The sequence below is a fragment of the Stenotrophomonas sp. STEN030 genome, assembly GCF_056759995.1.
Genome location: NZ_JBRREB010000051.1, coordinates 1 through 19980, shown reverse-complemented (window position 1 = coordinate 19980; position 19980 = coordinate 1). Strand labels below are relative to the sequence as shown.

Genomic DNA, 19980 nt, shown 5'->3' with positions numbered 1-19980 from the left:
GACAAAGCGCTTTGACGCGAAATCGAAGGAATCCCATTTTCGCCCGGAATCGACCGCCACGCCTATCCGCCCGGCAGCAATTACTGCCGCCGTTTACTCCGCGGCGCTTTTGCGCGCTGCCGCCTCGCGTTGGGCGCGGTCGCCGAGCTGGCGCTGCAGCAGTGGGTCCAGCGCTATCGGCCGGTCCCAGTGGTCGAAACTGGCGACGATGGCGTGGCGCAGGGCGCGCCAGCGCAGGTTGTCTGGCGGCGGCTGCAGGCCGGCCAGCACCTCTTTCCAGCTGGCCTCGGGCTGCTGGGCGCGGGCCTTTACCGCGGTACGGCAGTTGCTGCCGTTGAGCTTGCCCCAGAAACAGGCCAGATAGACATCGCCTGGCTTCCAGCCATGGTCCTGCAGCAAGGCCTGCACATAACCCGGGCGGGCGCTGGCATAACGCGCCAGCTCGTCGACAAAGGCTTCCGGGTAACGCGCGGCATAGGCGTTGATGTCGACCAGCTGCTTGTCCACCCAGGCGTCACCGGTGGCCGGCGCGTAGACCTCGGCCACCGCTGCCGTTGCCGGCTGTTGTGCCAGCAACGGCAAGGGCAGCACGGCAGCTGCCAGCAGACCCAGTCGCAGCAGCAACGCTGGCCGACGCAGGTGTTGCCGGGAGCTGACCGCACTCACCTCAGTTGCCTTGCGCCGCAGCGGCCTGCGCGGCGACAGCGCGCACTGCTTCCGGCCACTGGTGGGCGGTGTCAGCGTGGTGCAGGCGCGGCTCTTCTGCGGAGACACCGTGCTCGGCCTCATGTGCCCAGGTCATCGCGTACGGGGTGTGGATGCCCCAGCCGCCCAGACCCAGCACCGGCTCGATATCCGAGCGCAGCGAGTTGCCGATCATCACGAAACGTTCGGCCGGCATGTTGAACTCGGCCAATACCTTGGCGTAGGTCGACTGGTCCTTTTCCGAGATGATTTCGATGCGCGGGAACAGGTCCAGCAGGCCGGAACGCTCGATCTTCTGCTCCTGGTGGAACAGATCGCCCTTGGTGATCAGCACCACCGGATACTCGGCGGCGATGGCAGCCACGGCTTCACGGACGCCATCGATGACATCCACCGGATGCTCCAGCGTGCGGCGGCCGATCTCGACGATCTGGCGCAGGTCATGCGCGGAGATCTTCTCGTCGGTCAGCTCGATGGCGGCCTCCAGCATCGACAGGGTCATGCCCTTGGCGCCATAGCCGAATACCGCCAGGTTGCGCCGCTGCACCTTGAGCAGATGCTGGGCGGTGCCGGCGTCGTGCAGGTCAATGTAGTTGCTGAGGATCAGGCCAAATTCGTGCTCGGCCTTCTGGTAATAGTCTTCGCTCTTCCAGAGCGTGTCATCGCCGTCGAAGCCGACCAGGCCGATGGCGGAGGGGGAAGTCTGCATGTTCATGCCGCACAGGATAGCAATCTGCCCTGTAGTGAATAGGGGATTGCGCTTGGAAGTGCGGTTCTGGATGACTGGATTGGCAGCTCAAGCAAAGTGCAACAGCAGAAGCACCCCTCCCCTTGCCTGCGGCAAAGGGAGGGGGAAGAGCGGGTGCCCTGCGCTGACCGGTAGCGCCAGAGTTCAGCCCCCTCCCTTTGCCGCAGGCAAGGGGAGGGTTGGGGAGGGGTGCTCTTGAAGCTTCAACCCCAACAGCAATTACTTCTTATGCGCAGCCGCATAAGTCCGGTACTCATCCGCCGTCAGCTTGCCATCCTTGTTGCCGTCCGCCTCATCAAATACCTGCGCCAAACCAGCATTGGCCTGCGACTCTGTCTTGCTGATGACGCCATCACCATCGGCGTCCACGTCCGCCCAGCTCTGGCCGCCACCGGCCGCTGCCGAGGCCTTGGCGGCGCTGCTCGACGCGCTGGCTGCGGCGCTCTGCGCCTGTGCGGCCGAATCCTGTGCTTCTGCAGCCTGTGCCTGCGCGGCGGCGGCCTGATCCTGTGCGTCCTGGGCCATGGCCGGCAGTGCAAGCGCGGAACCAACGATGGCAACCAGGGCGAACAGCGGGGTGCGATTACGTACGGTCATCAGGTCTTCCTCGTGTGTTGGCAAAAGCGCGGAAATTCCGCACACCCCAACCCTGACAAGCTGCGCCTGAATCGCTTGCACCCCTGAAAACCGCTGCGAACATCCTGTTAACCACTTGCACCCGATCAGCGGTTACCGCCCCTGTTAGCCGTGCATGAAGTGAAAGTAAGCCGATGATTAGAGCGTTCCAACCATCGTGCCTATCGAAACAATGCCGACGCCTCAAGCATCATGCGTGGTGTCAGCCAGCGGTTGCCGCGAACTGAACAACAACCAACCCAGACCGACACCAACGGCTACACCGATCAACTCAAACAGCACGCGCGTGCCCAGTTGGTCCGGATCATGGATCGAAGCCAGCGCTAATTTGGCGTACAGCGGCGACTGCAGGTTGACCATGCCCAGCGAAAACAGCTTCCAGCCATCCACGCCAGCAGCAATGGCCGCCGCTATCAGCGCGGAGTAGGCGATGGCATGTCCGTGCCTCAGCCCTGCACGCCGGCACACCTGCCACCACAATGCGAACACCACGAAGCCAATCGCCAAGGCGATCAAGCCAGCTTCCAGCGAGCCCAGCAGGCCGTAATGCAGAACCAGATTCATGGGCGCGGCGCGGTCCATTCAGGGAACCGCAGTCTAACCGCCCCTGCCCCGCTCAACGCACCGGGAAGTCGTAGGCCGTGGTCGGCGTGGGCTCGGGCTTGAAGGTGTAATGCCACCATTCCATCGGATAGTTGGCAAAGCCCTGCGCCTGCATCGCATCCAGCAGCAGCTGCCGGTTCTGCCTCTGCGCCGCGCTGATATCTGGATTGGCGGTATGCGCCAGCACATCGAAGCGATCGAAGCCGGTGCCCATGTCCAAGGCGGTGCAAGGCATGCTGCGGCAATCCAGCACGCCCAGGTCCACCGTCGCCGCCCGGCTGTGGCCAGAAGTTTCGGCGATATACCCATCTAGCAGACGGCTTTTGTCGATATTGGGGTAGTAGCGCTGCTTGGCGATCTGATCCTTGCCATCGTGTACCCAGGCGACGAACGAGGTCACCGAATGCACCGGCCGGTAGCAGTCAAACACCTGCAGGCGGTAGCCCTGCGCGCGCAGGCCGCGCTGCACCCGCGCCAAGGCCTGCGCCGCCGGCTGCAGCAGATAGCAACGCGGTGCTTCATAGCCGGGGACGACGCGACCGGTGAAGTTGTCGGTGCCGGCGTAGCGGATATCCAGGGCGATATCCGGTGCCAAGGTGGTGACATCGACGATACCTGCCTGCGCAGGTGTCTTTGCCGCCGATACCTGCACCTGCTGGGCAAACGCGGTGAACGGCAACAGCGCCAGCAACAAGGGCAACGATTTAGCGGCAATCGCCATGGCGTTGGAATTCCAGATCGGGGTAGTCATAGCTGAAGTCGATATCCGGGTCGATGGCGCGCAGGTGCAGCAGCGGTTGTTGTGCGTCGCCGGAGAATTCCAGCCAGGCATCCGCATCTTCGCCCAATCCCTGCCAGACCACATACCAACGTTCACCGGCGCGCATCACCTGGCCGGTCATGCGCGGCGACTTGACCGAGGCGAACTGCAGCTTGCCATCACGCGGGCACAAGGACACCTCGCCGAACCACGGGTCCTGCCAGACGCCAGCCTTGCTGCCGAACTCGGCCAGCGTGGCTGGCCGCGCATCCGGCAATGCCGGGCGCACATGACCGGCCGAGCGCCGCTGCGCGGCCGCTTCGTCGATCAAGCCTGCGTAGTGCAGCACGTCATTGTTCGCGGCAGGCGCGGTGTAGTGCTTGAGCATGGCCTGCATCAATGCGGTACGCGCATCCTCACCTTCGCCGTTGATCAGGATCACCACGCCGGTCTTGCGATCCGGCAGCAAGGCCAGCGAGGAATACATGCCGGACAAGGTGCCGGTGTGCGCGACCTTCCACTGCCCATCCATGTCCGACAGACGCCAGCCGTAGCCGTAGGCGTAGAAGTGCGTGTTGTCCCAGTCGCGCAGGCGCTGGTTGATCGGCATCGGCATATGCGCGGTCCACAGCGCTCGCCGCTGGGTCGCGTCCAGCCAACCCGGCGCCTGCGCCGGATCCAGCAGCACCTGCATCCAGCGCAACATGTCGTTGACGCTGCAGCGTATTCCGCCCGCGGCCATCGACGGAAAATCGGTGACCTGTGCAGGATCGCGTTCGGCGGCGATGTTGCGCTTGCCATCACGATGATGCGGCTGCGCGATATTGCCAAGCGCCGTCGGTGACCATGCACCTACCTGACAGCGCTGCATGCCCAGCGGCTGGAATATCTCCTCGCGCACCAGCTGCGAGTACGGTTTTCCACCCGCGGCTGCGGCGACTTCGCCGGCCACCACATACATGAGGTTGTCGTAGGCGTACTCGCTACGGAAGCTGCCGGTCGGCTTCAGATGGGCGAGGCCGGCAATGATGTCGTTGCGATCAAAGTTGTTCGGTTCTGGCCACAGCATCAGATCGCCTGCGCCCAGGCCAAGGCCGCTGTTGTGGATCAATAGATCGCGCACCTGCATGTTGCGGGTGACCCAAGGGTCCCGCATGCGGAACTGCGGCAAATGCTTGGTGACCGGATCATCCCAGCGCAACTTGCCGGCGTGTACCAACCGCGCTAGTAATGCCGACGTCATTGCTTTGGTGTTGGAGGCGATCTTGAACAGGCTGTCGTCGTTGACCGCCGCGCCCTCGCCCGCTACCAACTCACCGCGGGTGATACGCCGGACCACCTTGCCGTCCTCGATCACACCCACCGCTATTCCGGGAAGCTGATACCGCTGCACCGCCTGCTCGACAAGCGCATCCATCCGCGCGTTATCGGCATCAGCGGCGAGCACCGGGTTTGCCGGAAGCACGGCAACGATGGCCAGCAGCAGTTTCAATCGCATCATCCCTCTCCACAAAAGCGAACGGCCCGCCGAAGCGGGCCGTTCTCACACACTACTTTAGAAGTTCCAGGTGACCACCAGATTCGCGTAACGCGGCGCTTGCCAAACGGTACCTTGACCGAAGTAAGGCATTTTGGTGCCCGGCGTACTCTCGTAACGCGAATGCACATTGACGGTGGTCTGCCGGTTGAGCAGGTTGTACACCGACAGGCGCGCCTTCAGATCAATACCTTCCACCGGCAAGGTCCACATCACACTGGCTCCCAAATCGATGACCCACGGCATGCGGCCAAACGCGCCGCGTTCCGAATATGTCAGCTGGCGGGTCTTCCAGTCGCTGCAGTTGTTGGTTGCCGACTGCTCGCACAGCCAGCCCGAGCCACCACCACTGAACTCGCCAGGACCACCAGCAGCTCGGTTGTCGTCCGGCCAGACGACGCCAAAAGCGGTAATAGGGCCACCCGAACGCGCCGACAAGGTACTGCCGAAGGACCACTGTTCATTGAGCTTGAACGCACCACGCAGCTTGAACTGGTGGCGGAAGTCATTGAACAGAGCGCCATACCGCTGATTGACGGCGGGGTGATCGTAGTACTGCACCAAGCTGGTGTCGTTGTAGCCGGTATCCGAGTTCACCGGGCCTTCGATGTTGCCATCACTCTTTGACCAGATATAGCTGGCGTTGAATGACCATTTGTCATCCCAAGCGCGATCGACCTGGAACTCCACTGCCTTGTAGGTACGTCTCGGTTTCGCGTAGCCGGTGATCATCCCGCTGCCGCTTGCCTTGTATCCATCTTTGGACGAGTCGAAGGTAACCCAGCTATTGGTATCCGGACACCACAAGGTGTTCTTTTCACCAGGGTTGATGATCGGCCAATCCCCGGAGTACCAATCGCAGCCTTCGACGTGGTTGATACGTGCGTCTTCCACCGAACGGGTCATCTTGCGATACGTGGCATTCACACCGTAAGACCAGGCCGTGTTGATGGCCTGCTGGAATCCAAGAATGAACTCGTCCTGATAAACCATCTTCAGATCACGAGCCACCACAGTACGGAACTCTTCCGGCGCATCGACATTGCTTGAGGTGTTGACCGGGCCGATCTGTTGGCCAAGATTCGGCAGTTTGTAGGTTCCCGCCACGGCATGCTGAAGTTCGGTCCAGCCATCGAGCACGTAGTAGGTGTGCTCGTCCGTCGACCCCGCAAAGTAGTCCGCAAGCTTGTTGGTCAACGGCAGGTAGTAACGCCCTGCGTTACCGAACACCTTGGTTGTTCCGTCTCCACGGACATCCCAGCTGAAGCCCAAGCGGGGTGAAATCATGTCCGAGAAGTCAGCCTTGGCGAAACTGACACCCGACGCATACTTGTTATGGAACTGGTCAGCACGCAGACCAAGGTTCAACACCAGGTTAGGGGTAACGCTCCAGTTGTCTTCGACATAGATTGCCTGCGCCTTGGTCGTTACCGGCGTACCCGTAATGTAGCGACGCACGTCCACAATCGCAGTGGTTCCCGCAGGAATCGTGGTCCCGTTCAACGAGCCACCGGCGGTAGCAGCCTGCACTTGATAGCTCACACCGTCATGTGGATAACGAGTCGAACTTTTGGAATCCATGATTTCCTGATCCACGCCGAAGCGTACCAGGTGATCTCCCAAGGTCCATTCAAAATCCAGACGCGCAGCTTTGCGCTTGTCTTCACGGTTGCCGATGCTGATATCGGTGGGATGGCAGCCTTCGGGCGTTGTTTCCTCACCAAATCTGGCTAGATAGCTACTGGAACGGGTGACGATACTGCAGTCGACGTCCTGAGGACTGCTATTGGATGCGCTCCGCTCGTTGACGCCATACATTGCCTTGGCTACGAAATTGTCGCTGAGATGCCCGGTGTAGGTGAGCGACCAATTGTCACCACCCGACTCCGCAACACTTGTGCCCTTCAATCGCCCACGCTTACCTGAGTTCCAATCGTAGGTATAGATGTCCGTGGCTGATTCGGTCTTGTCAGAGAACGCAAGCAATTCAAGCTGATGATTATCACTGATACGCCAATCCAGCTTGGTTCCCCAGAAATCATTGTTACCGCCACCAATGAACGCGGCGGTGGAATCATAGTCCTGCGGACGACTATCACGGTTTTCGTACATGGCGAAGAAGAACAGCTTGTCCTTCACCAGCGGGCCGGATCCCCACACGTTGGTCTTATACAAGGTGCTGGTGTCGCGACTGGTACGACTACGCTCATCCAGTGTTCCATCACTATGAAAGTGATCCTTCTTTGAAGATGCCAGCGCCGATGGCTCCATGGTCACTTCCACGCCGCCCTTGAATTCATTGCCACCGGACCGGGTGATGGCATTGATGACGCCGCCGGTACTGCGACCGAACTCGGCAGAGTAGCCGCCGGTCTTGACCTGGAATTCCTCATAGAAATTGAAAGGAACGGTCGAGAAGCCTTGGCGACGGTAGGGATCGGTAACATTCAATCCATTGATGTAGACCGCGTTCTCGGCAACCGAGGAGCCACCAAAGGTCAGACCACCAAAGGTCGCACCCGAGGCCACCACACCCGGCGCCAGCAATGCAACGGCGGCTACGCTCTGGTCGACAGGCATGCGCGAGAGTTCTTCGCGCTTGATGTTGAACGAGGACTCGGTCGAGTAGACATCGACACGATTGACAATCTTGGAGCCGGTCACCTGCACCGAATCCAACGTGACCGCACCGCCTTCACCGCCACCAAGGTTGACGGTGGTGGTACCGCCCAGCGACACACTGACGGCAACCGGCTCCTTGTCGGTGACACCGCTGCGACTGACCTGCAGGCTGTAGTCACCAATAGGCAACTGCGCCATGCGATAGGAGCCGTCACTACCAACGGTGACGCTACGGGTCAAACCCGTTGCCTTGTTGACGATGGTGATCTGATCACCCGAGCTTGCCCGACCGGCGATGGCGCCGCTTGCGCTCTGCGCCATCACGCTAGGCGCCATCACGCCAAGACAGGCACCCAACGCGACGGTCAGCGCCGCCCTTTTCAACATTTTCCTGTTCATCCCCTGCTCTCTCCTGCAGATGTAAATCGATAAGTAAGACAACGGTTACGACGTTCTATTACTTGGACTCCGGCGCCAGAACCTGCGACTGGAAGTCGTATTGCCACTGGTTGAAGTAAAGGTTCCCCCCTTCCCACTCAACCTCACCTCGTTGCAGATCAACGGTCTCCGAGCGGAAGTGCTGCTTGGCAGGCACGAACGCGCGTGAGTAGTCATCGTTGAACGCGATGCGGTAGGCATCCAGCCCGCCGAAATAGAAATTGCGTTGCTCGGGCTGGTCGCTGTCCAGTGCGCCCGTGCTTACATCCATCGGCACCCAGCCGTAGGGCGCAAGATAGAGCGCGCCCCAATCGTGCAGGTTGTTGTAGCCGACCTCGTTGTCCGAATACACCATGCCCGACTGCCAACGCGCCGGGATGCCATTCATGCGCAGCAGCGCGATCAGCAGCAAGGTCTGCTGGCCACAATCGGCATGACCTGCATGCAGCGCGTAGTCGGAAATATTGCTGATCGTCGAATACTCGCGGGCGCCACCCCACGGAATCGCATCCACCGCGTCGAACAATTTCTTGGCGACGCGGTAGGGATTGGTTTCATTGCCCACCGCCTTGCGCGAGAACTCACGCATGGCCGGAGTGAACACCACATGCGGTGCGCGCTCGGCAAGATAGGGCTGCAGCTCTGGGTCTCGCGGCGTTGGCAGCACCTTGTCCGGGTCGATGATGAAACGACGCGCGGAGATGGTGAGCTCGTAGCTGACCGAAAACTCGGTAGGCGTGCCAGCCACGGCCTTGCGCTCAACGTACGCGGTGCGCTGCAGCGTGTCTTCGGGCGCGATCTGCGCACCTTGCGGCACACTGGCCAGCCACTGGATGTTGTCCTGTTGGCCGGGTATTGACCGCGGATAGGGCAGCCAGGCGCGTACGGTCTTTCCGGCCGGCACCGCATCGGCGTCGACCTTTATGGACTGGGTGATACGCACCCGCCGCGGAGTAATGCTGGTCTGGCCGCTCTGCTCCGACGCCTTGATCACCTCGACATGGTGCGAGCCCAGCCGTTCATACGGGCCGGGCCGGGAAACGCGCTTGTCCGGTGGCCGCCGGTTGGACGCCTCGGCACTGAACAGGAACAGGTTGTTCGGCGCGCGCTTGAACCAGCGGCGCTGGCCGTCGATGTCGAGGTGCTCGATCAGACCTGCGTCATCCCAGGCCTTGAATTCTTCGTCGCGCAGGTCCGGCACCGACTTGCGCACGGCAGCCTTGGCCTGCGCTTCGTCGAGGGTGAAATCCAGGCGGATGCGGCGCATGCGCTCCTGCTGGAACAGGTAGGCGGCGCGGCTGTCGGCATCGGCGCCGGTCGCGGCCAATGCCTTGTCGATTTCGGTCTGCGCGCCGGCAAAATCGCCACGGTCCACGCGCGCCGTCAACTCGGGCAGCGCCGTCGATGGCGCCTCACCGGCATAGGCCGTACAGGCCACTCCCATGCATAGCGCAGAGGCGAGGACCGTGCGGGCGAACGGGACGCGGGCAAAGCGGGCAGAATCGGCGTTTGATGCCACGGCAACACTTCCACGTGCAGGGTGGTTAACGCTGTGTAACACGCACCCGATAGCCGGTCAATAATTTATTCTTGCTTTCGACGGCGAAAGGAATAAATATTCCTGAGCATCAACGAGGGGAGCTTCCCAATGCTTGCTTTGCCGCCGCTATCCCAGCGCCGACGCCTTGCCCCGCTTGCGCGGGCTTTGATCCTAGCCACGGCGCTATGCGCCGGGCCGGCTTTTGCGCTGTCGCGGGTACCTGCGGCAGCGGTTACGCCCTCTTACGCCGGCATCATCGGCCTGGAAGAAGGCCTGCTGACGCCGCAGCCGTGGATCGCCAAGCTGCCCAATGCGGACGCCGTGATCATGGATCGCGCCGCCATCGAGGCGCAGAACGCACACATGCGCCAGCTCGATGCCTCCATCATCGACCTGCACAAGCTGCCCGCGCTACTGCCACAAGTATTGGTCCGCGAGCAGATCGCCGGAATCTCCAAGACCCCAACCCGCACCCTGTACGACGTGCATGGCAAGCAGGTCACGCCCGCCCAGCTGCAAGCGGTGACCGCCAACCTCGGCCTGGATGCGATCCCGGCCACCCGCCCGATCCAGTACGGCCTGGTCGTGCACCGTGCCGCGCTGCGCGCCTTCCCCACCGAGCTGCGAGTATTCAGCAGCCAGGGCGATACCGATATCGACCGCTTCCAGGAGTCGGCGCTGTTCCCCGGCGACGCGGTGGCGGTGCTGCATGAGAGCGCCGACGGCAAGTGGGTGTTCGTCGCCAGCGAGCGCTATGCGGCGTGGATGGAGAAGCGCTTCGTCGGCGTCGGCAGCGCCGAGCAGGTGTTCGGATACGGCGCCACCGGCCCGTACCGGGTGATCACCGCCGGCAAGGCCTTCACCGCACACACCCCGGAAGAGCCGCGCGTCTCCGACCTGCAACTGGAAATGGGCGTGCGCGTACCGGTACTGGCCGACTGGCCGGTGATGGACCCGGTCAACGGCCAGCAGGCACATGGTGGCCACGTGATCCAGCTGCCGGTGCGCAATGACGACGGCAGCTTGGCACTGGTGCCGGCCCTGCTGCCGCGCACGCAGGAATCGTCCAGCGACTACCTGCCGCTGACCCAGGCCAACCTGATCACCCAGGCATTCAAGTTCCTCGGCGAACGCTATGGCTGGGGCCATTCCTACGACACCCGCGATTGCAGCGGCTTTGTCTCCGAGATCTACCGCAATTTCGGCGTGCTGCTGCCGCGCAATACCAGCGCGCAGGCAATCAGCCCGGCCTTGAACCGCGTGCCCTTCACCGACAAGGACAGCAAGGCCAAGCGCAATGATGCGATTGCCAAGCTGCAGGTCGGCGACCTGATCTACATCCCCGGCCACGTGATGATGATGCTCGGCGAAGCCAATGGCATGACCTGGGTGATCCACGATACTTCCGGTGGCAGCTGGTTCGATGCCAGCGGCAAGCGCGTGCATGCCAGCCTCAACGGCGTATCGGTGACCCCGCTGCAGCCGATGATGGCCAGCGACACCGCCAGCTACATCGACCGCATGACCAACATCCAGCGCATCCGCCTGCAAGACACCAAATGAAGATCACCGACATCGAACTTGGCATGCTCCGCGTGCCGCTGAAAACCCCGTTCAAGACCGCGTTGCGCACCGTGGAAACGGTGGAGGACATCGTGGTGATGGTGCGCACCGACACCGGCAACACCGGTTACGGTGAGGCGCCGGCTACTGCGGTGATCACCGGCGATACGCACGGCTCGATCATCGAGGCCATCAACACCTTCATCAAGCCGCGCCTGATCGGCGAGGACATCAGCAACCTCAACCGCATCTGCGGGCTGATCCAGACCTCGCTGGAGCGCAATACCAGCGCCAAGGCGGCGGTGGAAATCGCCATCTACGATCTGTGGGCACAGCTGCACAAGGCACCGCTGTACCAGATGCTAGGCGGCGGCGATCCGGTGATCACCACCGACATCACCATCAGCGTCGATTACATCGACAAGATGGTGGCCGATTCATTGTCGGCAGTGGAGCGCGGTTTTGAGTCATTGAAGATCAAGGTTGGCAAGGACATCGGCCTGGACATCGAACGGGTCAAGGCGATCCACGCCGCCGTCGAAGGCCGCGCCTTGCTGCGTCTTGATGCCAACCAGGGCTGGACCGCCAAGCAGGCGGTGTATGCAATGCACGTGCTGGAAAACGCTGGCGTCGTGCTGGAGCTGCTGGAGCAGCCGGTGAAGGCGGCTGATATCGCCGGCATGAAGTACGTCACCGAGCGCGTCAACACGCCGGTGATGGCCGACGAAAGTGTATTTAGCCCGCACCAGGTATTCGACCTGATACAGCAGGGTGCTGCCGACATCATCAACATCAAGCTGATGAAGACCGGCGGCATTTCCAACGCGATCAAGATTGCCGATATCGCCTCGTTGTACGCCGTGCCCTGCATGATCGGCTGCATGCTGGAGTCCAGCATCAGCGTGGCGGCGGCAGTACATCTTGGCGTGGCCAAGTCCGGCGCGATCAACAAGGTGGATCTGGATGGCCCATCGTTGAGCCAGTTCAATCCGGTGGTAGGCGGCGTGATCTTCAACGAATCGGAGATCAGCATCACCGACGCACCGGGCCTGGGCATCATCGAGGTACGCGGCCTGGAGATGATCAAGCCGTGATCACGCAAGCGGCGGCAACCGGTCTCTCCTCGGTTGCCGCCGCCGTGGTCGCGCATGCGGGGCGAACAGAAACAGCACCGGCAAAGCCCGGTGCTGTTTTGTTTTTGAGAGAGCTTTCCTGCGACCTCACGCGACACGACACCACCATTCTCACGCAGCAAGAAACCGTCATTCCCGCGAAGGCGGGAATCGCTCTGGCTTCTGCTCCAGCTCCAGCTCCAGCTTCGGCTTCGGCTGTTGCTCCCGCTCTCGCCTCTGCTCTTGACCTACCGGGCCCCCTTCCGCAGCGACGTAGCCGACGGACAAGACCCCGCAGGGACGACGTGCATGGATGCACGTCGTTTTTCGACGAGACAGGGACGTCTCGTCGAAAAATCCCGGCGGCGGAGTGGACCCGCGGCGCGCAGCGTCGTGGGCGCGGAGGCAGGGTGTGCTTTCTTTTGGTTACTTCTTCTTTGCACAAGCAAAGAAAAGTGACTCGCTCCCCGACGGGGAGCGAAAGCCCTTGCTTTGACTTTGACTTGCCCTTTGGCACCTCCAAAGCAGCGGCAACGGCAAAACCAGAATCAAAAGCTCTCGCCCCCCTTCGGGGCGCGAGCGCATCTTTCTTTGCTTGTGCAAAGAAACGTGGCCCAAAGAGGTGCTTTCTCAACAGCCGAATGGCTGGTCAAGCACACCCTGCCTACGCGCCTTCCGCGCTGCGCGCTCCAGGTCCACTCCGCTGGCAGGATTTTTCGACGATACATCCCTGTATCGTCGAAAAACGACGCACATCCGTGTGCGTCGCCCCGTTCGGGGTCTTGACTGCCAGCTCCGTCGCTGCGGAAGGGGACCCGATAGGTCAAAAGCTGGAGCAAAAGCAAAAGCGCCCTCACCCCAACCCCTCTCCCGCTTCGCAGGAGAGGGGCTCTGGAGCAACAGCCAAAGCCAGAGCCAAAACAAAAGCAAAAGCAAAACCGGCCCCTGCGCTTTGCCAAAAAATGACGGCGACGCTCCTCTTTTCAGCGCAATCCCTTAAAGTCTTCAGCAGATAAACACCCATACGCCCATGCCACCTCTGGTAAAAATCCGCTCCGAACGCGAACAGATGTCGGCCATCGAACGGCGCATCGCCGACTTCATCCTCGACAACGCACACCTGCTGCGCGACTACTCATCGCAGCAGCTTGCCAATGCCTTGGATATCAGCCAGTCCAGCGTCGTCAAGTTCAGCCAGAAACTCGGCTTCAAAGGCTATCCCGACTTGAAATACTCGGTTGGTGCGGCTGTCGCTGCCGCAGGTAACGGCGAAAGCACCAGCTGGCCACCGGAGAACCAACCCGGCGGCTACCTGCTGGTTGCCGAAACCCTGCGCCGTGCCAAAGCCGCCGCCGAAGAAGAAACCATGGCCGCCAACTCGCAGGCCGACGTGGAAGCCGTCATCGCACTGGTCGACAACGCCCCCAAGGTCTTCATCTATGGCCTGGGCGACGATGGCCTGTATGCGCGCGAATTTGCGATGCGCCTGTCGCTGCTCGGCATCCTCACCGTGCAGCAGTCCGATCCCATCTTGATGATCGCCAACCTCTCCGCTGCGCGACCCGGGGATGTATTACTGGTGTTCTCCGAATTCGGCAAGCTGCCGCAGCTGTGGCAGTTGTCGCGGCAGTTCCAGGAAGTCGGTGGCAAAGTGGTATCAATCACCCGCCACACCGCCAATCCACTACGCGCGCACGCAGATGCCTCCTTGGCCATCTGTGCGCACGACCCGCAGCCGCCGATCGCGCAGCTGCTCTACCGTAGTTCGCTGCAATACCTGCTGGATTTCGTGTTCGTGCTGCTGTGCCAGACCAACCATGATCGGCAACGGCAGCTGGCATTGAACCAGGAACGCATCCAGCACCTGATCGACATCTAACCGCAGGAGCCGCCGCCATGCTCACCTTGTTCCAACGTAACGTCCGACACCTGCTGGGCTGCGTGTTGATGGTCATCGCACCGGCCAGCATCGCTGCGCCGCTGGCAACACCAGTGAGCGAAGCCCGCCAGTTGATCGTCGTCACCGCGCCCAACTGGGATGCGACCAACGCTCATCTGCAGGCATTCGAGCGAACTGCCGACGGCTGGAAAGCCCATGACGCAGGCTTCGATGTCAGCCTCGGCCGCAGCGGCAGCGCCTGGGGTATTGGCGTGCATCCGCAACAGAAGGATGGCCCACAGAAGCAGGAAGGCGATGGCCGCAGCCCGGCGGGCATCTTCAATATCGGCCCGGCGTTCGGCTATGCCGAGCACATCACCAGCGCCATGCCCTACCAGCCGATGTTGGCCAGCAGCTATTGCATGGATGTACCCGAATCGCCGCTATACAACCAGATCGTCGATGCCGCCAAGGTTGGCGAAACGGCAGTGAAGGGTTCCACCGAGGCCATGCGTCTGGACCTGCACAACAACGGTGACCGCCGTTATCGCGAAGGCTTCGTCATCGAGCACAACCCCGCTGCAGTGCCCGGCCAGGGCAGCTGCATCTTCGCCCACCTGTGGCGCAAACCCCGCGAAGCGACCGCCGGCTGCACCGCGATGGAGCCCGAACGCATGTCGGCCTTGCTCGAATGGCTGTCGCCCGAGGCCAAGCCGCTGTTCGTGCTGCTCCCTGAAGTTGAGTACCAACAGCTGCAGCGCAGCTGGGGCTTGCCGGCACTTTCAGACTCCAGGCGTTGAGCATTTGTCCGGTTCCGGGCATCTTCCCTTCCTTTAGCCAAGCCTTCTCTTCATGACCGATAGCGCACCCGCAAAATCTTCCAAGGTCTCGGCACCGGTCAAGGTGCTGATTGCATTGGTGCTTGCCGCCATCGTTGGGCTGGCGCTGACCGCCTATGACCAGACGCTGGCGTTGAAGATCGCCGACGTGCTGCGGCCGATTGGCCGGCTCTGGCTCAACGCGCTGCAGATGACGGTGGTTCCTCTGGTCACTGCACTGGTCATCGTCGGCGTCAATACCGCCAGCAGTGCCGCGGCGTCCGGGCGTACCGCACGCAATGCGATCATCGTGTTCCTGATCCTGCTGGTCGGCTCGGCCGCGTTCTCGGCCGTCATCACCCCGTTCCTGCTGGACCTGCTGCCGCGCGATGCCGACAACATCCAGGCCTTCCGCGATGCGCTGCGTTCGCCAGCTGCCGCAGCAACACCGTTGAGTGCAGCGCAGTGGATCAGCTCGTTGATTCCCAGCAATGCGCTGGCGGCGGCCGCATCCAGCGCCATGCTGCCTCTGGTGGCCTTCGCCATGTTCTTCGGCTTTGCCCTGAGCCGGCAGGAACCGGAACGCCGCGATCGCATCCTGGACATCATCCGCATCATCGCCGACACCATGATCACCATCGTGCGCTGGGTGTTGTGGGCGGCTCCAGTGGGCGTGTTCGCGCTGGTATTCGTGGTCTGCGCCGAAGTAGGCATGAGCATCCTCGGCGTGCTGGGCTATTACATCGTGTTGATGTGCGTGATCTACATCCTGATCACCCTGCTGCTGTACGTGGTCGCCCGCTTCGCTGCAGGTGAGCCGTTTGGCCGCTTTGCCCGCGCGTTGGTGCCGGTGCAGGTGATCGCCGGCAGCACCCAGTCCTCGCTGGCCTCGCTGCCCGCCATGATCGACAGCGCGCGCAATCGCCTGGGCTACCCGGCGGCGCTGACCTCGCTGGTGCTGCCGATGGCGGTGTCGCTGTTCCGCATCACCAGCCCGGCCCAGTACATCGCCGTGGCCAGCTTCATCGCCTGGCTGTACGGTATCGACGTACATGCCTCGCAATATGCAGTTGCGGTGCTGTTGGCAGCGGCGATCAGCATGGGCTCGACCGGCCTGCCCGGCCAGGCTAACTTCATGACCAACAACATGCCGATCACCCAGAGCCTGGGCCTGCCGGTGGAACCCTTGGGGGTATTGCTTGCGGTGGATACCATCCCCGATGTGTTCTGCACCATCGGTAATGCGACTGGCGGCGTCACCGCCACCGGCATCGTTGCCCGGCACACGGCGCAGCATCCGGAACAGGATCAAACCAGCGACAGCTGATTACCTGCAGCCACACCCGCCATGGGCGGGTGTGGCGTTCAATCATTCCTGCGGCGGCAGCGGCGGGGTGCCGTAGGCGGCGTCGGCCGCCATCACGTCGCGGGTGTTCTTCTGCACGGCGACGGCACCGAACAGCGACAGCGCGAACGACATGCCATAGAAGCCTTTCTCGCTGAGCAGCAGGGTCGCATTCCACAGGCCGACCAACAGCAGCAACAGCGCGCACAGCAGCGCAAACCAGCACAGGCTGTAATACAGGTTGCTTACCGGGATGCCCTCCAAGCGATCACGCACACTTTTCTGCAGCGATACCGCCGAGAACAGACCGAACAACAGCAGAGTCAGGTAATAGCCCTTTTCGTTGAGCAGCATCTCGGCGTTGAACAGGCCAACCAGATACGCCACAGCCCCAAGCAACAATGCAGTCCATGCAGACGCGATGAACGCGGCAGAGGGGCGATAGATCTGTTGTTTCGTCATGAAAACTCCTTTTTTGGATGCAGGGGCCCAGTTCCACGGGCGCTCGGCCGTTACGGTAAGCGATTCCGTGCGCCAGTCCCATCCCCCGAACGGACAGCATCGGCCGCCATGGTGTACAACCCTGCACTGGTATCGCATCCCGCTTCCGGAGACCTCCATGCCCCGTACCCTCCTGCTCAGCATGAGCCTGGCCCTGGCCCCCGTGCTGTTTACCAGCGCCTGCGCCGCCGATCCCGACCCGGCTGCCGACGCGGCGGTAAAGTCCGCGCAATGGCCGTTCACTGCCACCGAGGTGGCCCGCTTCAACGAGCCGTGGGCGATGACCTTCCTGCCCGATGGCAGCCTGCTGGTCACCGAGAAAGACGGCAAGCTGGTCCACTTCGACCCGGCCAGCGGCAAGCGCGGCACCATCAGCGGCGTCCCGACCGTGGCCTATGGCGGCCAGGGCGGCTTTGGTGATGTGGTTGTCCACCCGCAGTTCGCCAGCAATGGGCTGGTCTATTACAGCTATGCCGAAGACGGCACCGACGACACCCGTGGTGCGGCCGTGGCCCGCGCCAAGCTGGTCCTGAATGCCGACGGCAGCGGCGCGTTGAGCGATGCGCAGGTGATCTGGCGACAGACGCCCAAGGTTACCGGCCGTGGCCACTACGGCCATCGTCTGGCGTTCGGCTCCGATGGAAAGTTGTGGATCAGCTCAAGCGAACGGCAGAAATTCGATCCGGCGCAGGACATGAAGACCAACCTGGGCAAGATCATCCGCCTCAATGACGATGGCAGCGTGCCGGCTGACAACCCGTTCGTAGCGCAGGGATCGCCGGCCGATCAAGTGTGGTCGCTGGGTCACCGCAGCGTGCTCGGCCTTGCCTTCGACGGCAACGGCAAACTGTGGGAACACGAAATGGGTCCGAAGGGCGGTGACGAGCTGAACCTGATCCAGCGCGGCGGCAACTACGGCTACCCGATCGTCTCCAATGGCGACCACTACGACGGTCGCCCGATCCCGGATCACGACACCCGCCCGGAATTCATCGCACCGGTGGTGACCTGGCGCCAGGTGATTTCGCCGGCTGGCTTCATCATCTACAACGGCAAACAGTTCCCGCAGTGGCAGGGCAGCGGCTTCATCGGCGGCCTGTCGTCCAAGTCGCTGGTGCGCGTTGCCTTTGATGGCGACAAGGCCCGCGAAGCCGAGCGCTTCGACATGGGCAACCGCATCCGCGAAGTGGAACAAGGCCCGGACGGCGCGCTGTGGCTACTGGAAGATGGCGCCAACGCGAAGCTGTTGAAGCTGACGCCGAAGAACACCGCCAAAGCGGCTCGCTGAGCCCCACCGGCGACCCAATGCAACAAGGATCCGTTGCAATGCTCCAACGCTACAAGATAGGAATCGCACTCAGCGTACTGCTGGCGGCATGCATCTTCATCGTTGGAGTGCTGATCGTCACCGACAACAGGATGGCCATTTTGGCCATCCTTTATGCGCCATTGTTTGCCGTCGTCCTGATACCCACGCTGGCCGTGACATGGATCGTCTATCTGGTCCGTGACCGCGGCAAGATGCCAGCCACCGCGCACATTGCGATATCAGGCCCGCTTATTGTTGCGTTGCTGGCGCTGCTGCTGACGGCTTTAGTCTGTGATCACCACAACGGCAGACTCTTCAAGTCTTACCCCGCGGTCAGCGAAGTACATGTGAACCTGACCGGCCAGAACTTGTGGCTGGATGACAGCATCGCAAGCGGTTTCGGCGGAGGCGGCCGATCCGCGCATCCCATGCCGGTACCCGCTACGCCCATTGCAATGACGACTGAAATCACCCGCTGGCCACCAGAACACAGGCCTGATGAAAGCCCATTTCCCTACCGCGGCTACGATCTCAAGAGCAGCCAGAGGACGTTCGACCGTGCTCTAGGTGATGGCAAGCCGCAGGCACAGGTGATTCCGCTGCTGTCGGCCAAGGCATCGGCGCTGCCACAGGATCTGCCATTCCGTTACTTCTACTACCACTACCTCGACCATGTCGACGCAGTTCCTGTGCTGTCTCAATCAATCGATCTTGAGCTTTCACGCGCAAGGCAGATGCCCGCTGGACTGACCTTGATCTCCGTCGCCAATTTCGGCACTACGCCGATCATACGCATTGAAATCAATGGACAGGCGGTGGATCTGCAGAAATGGGGCAACGCAACCATCGCTGCAAGCACTGGCTGCCCCGCGCTGCGCACACCGCAAAGCCCAGTCATGCTCGTCGCTGGCGAAACATTGAACCTGCGATGGCAACAGATGGATGCCCCAGATGTATGGCACCAGGCGCAACTCGCTGATTCGCCGCTGCATGTCCAAAAAAAATTTCGCGGTTCGGCAAGGCTTCCACAACTGATGCTCTACTTCGCTGATCAACGCACGCCTGAAGCTCAGCGGTTTCAGGAAATTGCGTTGTCCACTACCAAGACTGGCCTTGTCGCCGCCGCTGCGCCTGAGAAACTTGCATCGGTATCTGCCTGTGCTTCGGTGCTTAGCGGCTTTGACTTGAGACAGGTGACATTGCTTTGAATCGCCACCGCTTGCCTACAGCGTTCGCCGCATGCGTAGCACCAAGCCTATCGCCTGCACCAGGTTATAGCTGATCAAGGCCGCCGCCAGTCCCAAGGTCAAGGGACTGGCATTGCCCATGCCCGGCCCCATGCCCTGGCTGAAAGCGCCGCCATACCAGCGCCAGGCCAGGCGCCCGATCAACAGCACCGCCAGCGCACCGCCAATCCATGGATTCGGCGTATAGCCCATCCGTCCATCGCGTGGGCTGATCAACGTGTGTTTGAGTGCGAACAAGCCCAGGCCAATGCCGGCAACCGCACCGGCGCCAATGCCCAACGCGACATGCGGGATATATATCGCTGCAGCCACCAACGCAGCACTCACCAGCGTCAGGATGACGATGCGGATGCCATTGCGAACCGGCCGCCATGGCTGCCACCCGAAGTGGCGACGGATACGCCGGTAATACAACCAACCGAAACCGGCCGTCATCAACCAAGGCATGTAAACAGGCAATGCAGCAGGCATGAAGCGTCCCCGTGTTGTAGGAGCGGCGTAAGCCGCGAAGCTGGCAATGCATCCGACATCTGTAGTGGGGGGGCGTGCAGCCGCGGGGGGGGGGCGCGGGAACCAACAGAGCCCAAGGGCGAGTCGCCACCACCAACAAAACACAA

Annotated in this window: 18 protein-coding genes; 7 read left to right on the top strand and 11 right to left on the bottom strand. The window is 61.7% G+C overall.

What is annotated here, in order from left to right; translation table 11 throughout:
* Nucleotides 1–93: 93 nt before the first annotated feature.
* The 8 genes from ACVOLR_RS16125 to ACVOLR_RS16090 all read right to left on the bottom strand — a co-directional run bounded on the left by ACVOLR_RS16125 (nucleotide 94) and on the right by ACVOLR_RS16090 (nucleotide 9493).
* Nucleotides 94–666 carry a hypothetical protein gene (locus ACVOLR_RS16125; RefSeq protein WP_481537336.1) on the bottom strand — a complete coding sequence of 191 codons (573 nt, stop codon included), beginning with the start codon at nucleotides 664–666 and terminating at the stop codon, nucleotides 94–96.
* A gap of 1 nt (nucleotide 667) precedes the next feature.
* Nucleotides 668–1420, bottom strand: coding sequence for an HAD family hydrolase (locus tag ACVOLR_RS16120; RefSeq protein WP_481509778.1), 753 nt, complete (start codon nucleotides 1418–1420; stop codon nucleotides 668–670).
* Between the two features lie 252 nt (nucleotides 1421–1672).
* Nucleotides 1673–2050 carry an EF-hand domain-containing protein gene (locus tag ACVOLR_RS16115; RefSeq protein ID WP_481514235.1) on the bottom strand — a complete coding sequence of 126 codons (378 nt, stop codon included), beginning with the start codon at nucleotides 2048–2050 and terminating at the stop codon, nucleotides 1673–1675.
* A 222-nt stretch (nucleotides 2051–2272) separates the two neighbouring features.
* Nucleotides 2273–2653, bottom strand: coding sequence for a hypothetical protein (locus ACVOLR_RS16110; RefSeq protein WP_481509780.1), 381 nt, complete (start codon nucleotides 2651–2653; stop codon nucleotides 2273–2275).
* Between the two features lie 52 nt (nucleotides 2654–2705).
* Nucleotides 2706–3413 (bottom strand): M15 family metallopeptidase, encoded by a 708-nt coding sequence (locus ACVOLR_RS16105; RefSeq protein WP_481537335.1) that lies wholly within the window; start codon nucleotides 3411–3413, stop codon nucleotides 2706–2708.
* Nucleotides 3397–4950, bottom strand: a complete 1554-nt coding sequence (locus ACVOLR_RS16100) for a serine hydrolase domain-containing protein (protein ID WP_481537334.1) — start codon at nucleotides 4948–4950, stop codon at nucleotides 3397–3399. The genes ACVOLR_RS16105 and ACVOLR_RS16100 overlap by 17 nt, the downstream gene beginning before the upstream one ends.
* Before the next feature lie 57 nt (nucleotides 4951–5007).
* Entirely contained in the window at nucleotides 5008–8010 is a 3003-nt protein-coding gene (locus ACVOLR_RS16095) for a TonB-dependent receptor (RefSeq protein ID WP_481537333.1), read from the bottom strand.
* 58 nt (nucleotides 8011–8068) lie between these two features.
* Entirely contained in the window at nucleotides 8069–9493 is a 1425-nt protein-coding gene (locus ACVOLR_RS16090) for a transglutaminase-like domain-containing protein (RefSeq protein ID WP_481537349.1), read from the bottom strand.
* 204 nt (nucleotides 9494–9697) lie between these two features.
* On the opposite strand from ACVOLR_RS16090, the gene ACVOLR_RS16085 reads away from it, so the two are divergent.
* Both ACVOLR_RS16085 and ACVOLR_RS16080 read left to right on the top strand, forming a co-directional pair.
* Nucleotides 9698–11152 (top strand): C40 family peptidase, encoded by a 1455-nt coding sequence (locus ACVOLR_RS16085; protein WP_481537332.1) that lies wholly within the window; start codon nucleotides 9698–9700, stop codon nucleotides 11150–11152.
* Complete coding sequence (locus tag ACVOLR_RS16080; RefSeq protein WP_481537331.1) at nucleotides 11149–12246, top strand: dipeptide epimerase; 1098 nt, start codon at nucleotides 11149–11151, stop codon at nucleotides 12244–12246. Before ACVOLR_RS16085 ends, ACVOLR_RS16080 begins: the two co-directional genes overlap by 4 nt.
* Before the next feature lie 871 nt (nucleotides 12247–13117).
* On the opposite strand, the gene ACVOLR_RS16075 is transcribed toward ACVOLR_RS16080, so the two are convergent.
* A complete protein-coding gene (locus ACVOLR_RS16075; RefSeq protein ID WP_481537330.1) occupies nucleotides 13118–13288 on the bottom strand; it encodes a hypothetical protein in 171 nt (56 codons plus the stop codon).
* Between the two features lie 6 nt (nucleotides 13289–13294).
* Here ACVOLR_RS16075 and ACVOLR_RS16070 point away from each other — a divergent pair, with 6 nt between their 5' ends.
* The 3 genes from ACVOLR_RS16070 to ACVOLR_RS16060 all read left to right on the top strand — a co-directional run bounded on the left by ACVOLR_RS16070 (nucleotide 13295) and on the right by ACVOLR_RS16060 (nucleotide 16288).
* On the top strand, nucleotides 13295–14143 hold the full coding sequence (locus ACVOLR_RS16070) for a MurR/RpiR family transcriptional regulator (protein ID WP_481537329.1): 849 nt from the start codon (nucleotides 13295–13297) through the stop codon (nucleotides 14141–14143).
* 68 nt (nucleotides 14144–14211) lie between these two features.
* On the top strand, nucleotides 14212–14943 hold the full coding sequence (locus tag ACVOLR_RS16065; protein ID WP_481537348.1) for a L,D-transpeptidase family protein: 732 nt from the start codon (nucleotides 14212–14214) through the stop codon (nucleotides 14941–14943).
* A gap of 52 nt (nucleotides 14944–14995) precedes the next feature.
* Nucleotides 14996–16288, top strand: coding sequence for a dicarboxylate/amino acid:cation symporter (locus ACVOLR_RS16060; RefSeq protein ID WP_481537328.1), 1293 nt, complete (start codon nucleotides 14996–14998; stop codon nucleotides 16286–16288).
* Nucleotides 16289–16330: 42 nt separating this feature from the next.
* Here ACVOLR_RS16060 and yiaA read toward each other — a convergent pair whose 3' ends face one another.
* Nucleotides 16331–16768 (bottom strand): inner membrane protein YiaA, encoded by a 438-nt coding sequence (gene yiaA, locus ACVOLR_RS16055; RefSeq protein ID WP_481515933.1) that lies wholly within the window; start codon nucleotides 16766–16768, stop codon nucleotides 16331–16333.
* A gap of 157 nt (nucleotides 16769–16925) precedes the next feature.
* Here yiaA and ACVOLR_RS16050 point away from each other — a divergent pair, with 157 nt between their 5' ends.
* Together ACVOLR_RS16050 and ACVOLR_RS16045 are read left to right on the top strand one after the other, a co-directional pair.
* A complete protein-coding gene (locus ACVOLR_RS16050; RefSeq protein ID WP_481537327.1) occupies nucleotides 16926–18095 on the top strand; it encodes a PQQ-dependent sugar dehydrogenase in 1170 nt (389 codons plus the stop codon).
* A 38-nt stretch (nucleotides 18096–18133) separates the two neighbouring features.
* Entirely contained in the window at nucleotides 18134–19324 is a 1191-nt protein-coding gene (locus ACVOLR_RS16045) for a hypothetical protein (RefSeq protein ID WP_481537326.1), read from the top strand.
* Between the two features lie 15 nt (nucleotides 19325–19339).
* Here the strand turns inward: ACVOLR_RS16045 and ACVOLR_RS16040 are convergent, their stop codons facing one another.
* Nucleotides 19340–19834 carry a CcdC protein domain-containing protein gene (locus tag ACVOLR_RS16040; protein WP_481537325.1) on the bottom strand — a complete coding sequence of 165 codons (495 nt, stop codon included), beginning with the start codon at nucleotides 19832–19834 and terminating at the stop codon, nucleotides 19340–19342.
* Nucleotides 19835–19980: the final 146 nt, after the last annotated feature.

Excerpts from the sequence above, each read along its gene's own strand:
- ACVOLR_RS16120 (WP_481509778.1), bottom strand. The coding sequence starts at position 1,420 with ATGAACATGCAGACTTCCCCCTCCGCCATCGGCCTGGTCGGCTTCGAC.
- ACVOLR_RS16115 (WP_481514235.1), bottom strand. The coding sequence starts at position 2,050 with ATGACCGTACGTAATCGCACCCCGCTGTTCGCCCTGGTTGCCATCGTT.
- ACVOLR_RS16110 (WP_481509780.1), bottom strand. The coding sequence starts at position 2,653 with ATGAATCTGGTTCTGCATTACGGCCTGCTGGGCTCGCTGGAAGCTGGC.
- ACVOLR_RS16105 (WP_481537335.1), bottom strand. The coding sequence starts at position 3,413 with ATGGCGATTGCCGCTAAATCGTTGCCCTTGTTGCTGGCGCTGTTGCCG.
- ACVOLR_RS16100 (WP_481537334.1), bottom strand. The coding sequence starts at position 4,950 with ATGCGATTGAAACTGCTGCTGGCCATCGTTGCCGTGCTTCCGGCAAAC.
- ACVOLR_RS16095 (WP_481537333.1), bottom strand. The coding sequence starts at position 8,010 with ATGAACAGGAAAATGTTGAAAAGGGCGGCGCTGACCGTCGCGTTGGGT.
- ACVOLR_RS16090 (WP_481537349.1), bottom strand. The coding sequence starts at position 9,493 with ATGGGAGTGGCCTGTACGGCCTATGCCGGTGAGGCGCCATCGACGGCG.
- ACVOLR_RS16085 (WP_481537332.1), top strand. The coding sequence starts at position 9,698 with ATGCTTGCTTTGCCGCCGCTATCCCAGCGCCGACGCCTTGCCCCGCTT.
- ACVOLR_RS16080 (WP_481537331.1), top strand. The coding sequence starts at position 11,149 with ATGAAGATCACCGACATCGAACTTGGCATGCTCCGCGTGCCGCTGAAA.
- ACVOLR_RS16075 (WP_481537330.1), bottom strand. The coding sequence starts at position 13,288 with ATGGGTGTTTATCTGCTGAAGACTTTAAGGGATTGCGCTGAAAAGAGG.
- ACVOLR_RS16070 (WP_481537329.1), top strand. The coding sequence starts at position 13,295 with ATGCCACCTCTGGTAAAAATCCGCTCCGAACGCGAACAGATGTCGGCC.
- ACVOLR_RS16065 (WP_481537348.1), top strand. The coding sequence starts at position 14,212 with ATGGTCATCGCACCGGCCAGCATCGCTGCGCCGCTGGCAACACCAGTG.
- ACVOLR_RS16060 (WP_481537328.1), top strand. The coding sequence starts at position 14,996 with ATGACCGATAGCGCACCCGCAAAATCTTCCAAGGTCTCGGCACCGGTC.
- yiaA (WP_481515933.1), bottom strand. The coding sequence starts at position 16,768 with ATGACGAAACAACAGATCTATCGCCCCTCTGCCGCGTTCATCGCGTCT.
- ACVOLR_RS16050 (WP_481537327.1), top strand. The coding sequence starts at position 16,926 with ATGCCCCGTACCCTCCTGCTCAGCATGAGCCTGGCCCTGGCCCCCGTG.
- ACVOLR_RS16045 (WP_481537326.1), top strand. The coding sequence starts at position 18,134 with ATGCTCCAACGCTACAAGATAGGAATCGCACTCAGCGTACTGCTGGCG.
- ACVOLR_RS16040 (WP_481537325.1), bottom strand. The coding sequence starts at position 19,834 with ATGCCTGCTGCATTGCCTGTTTACATGCCTTGGTTGATGACGGCCGGT.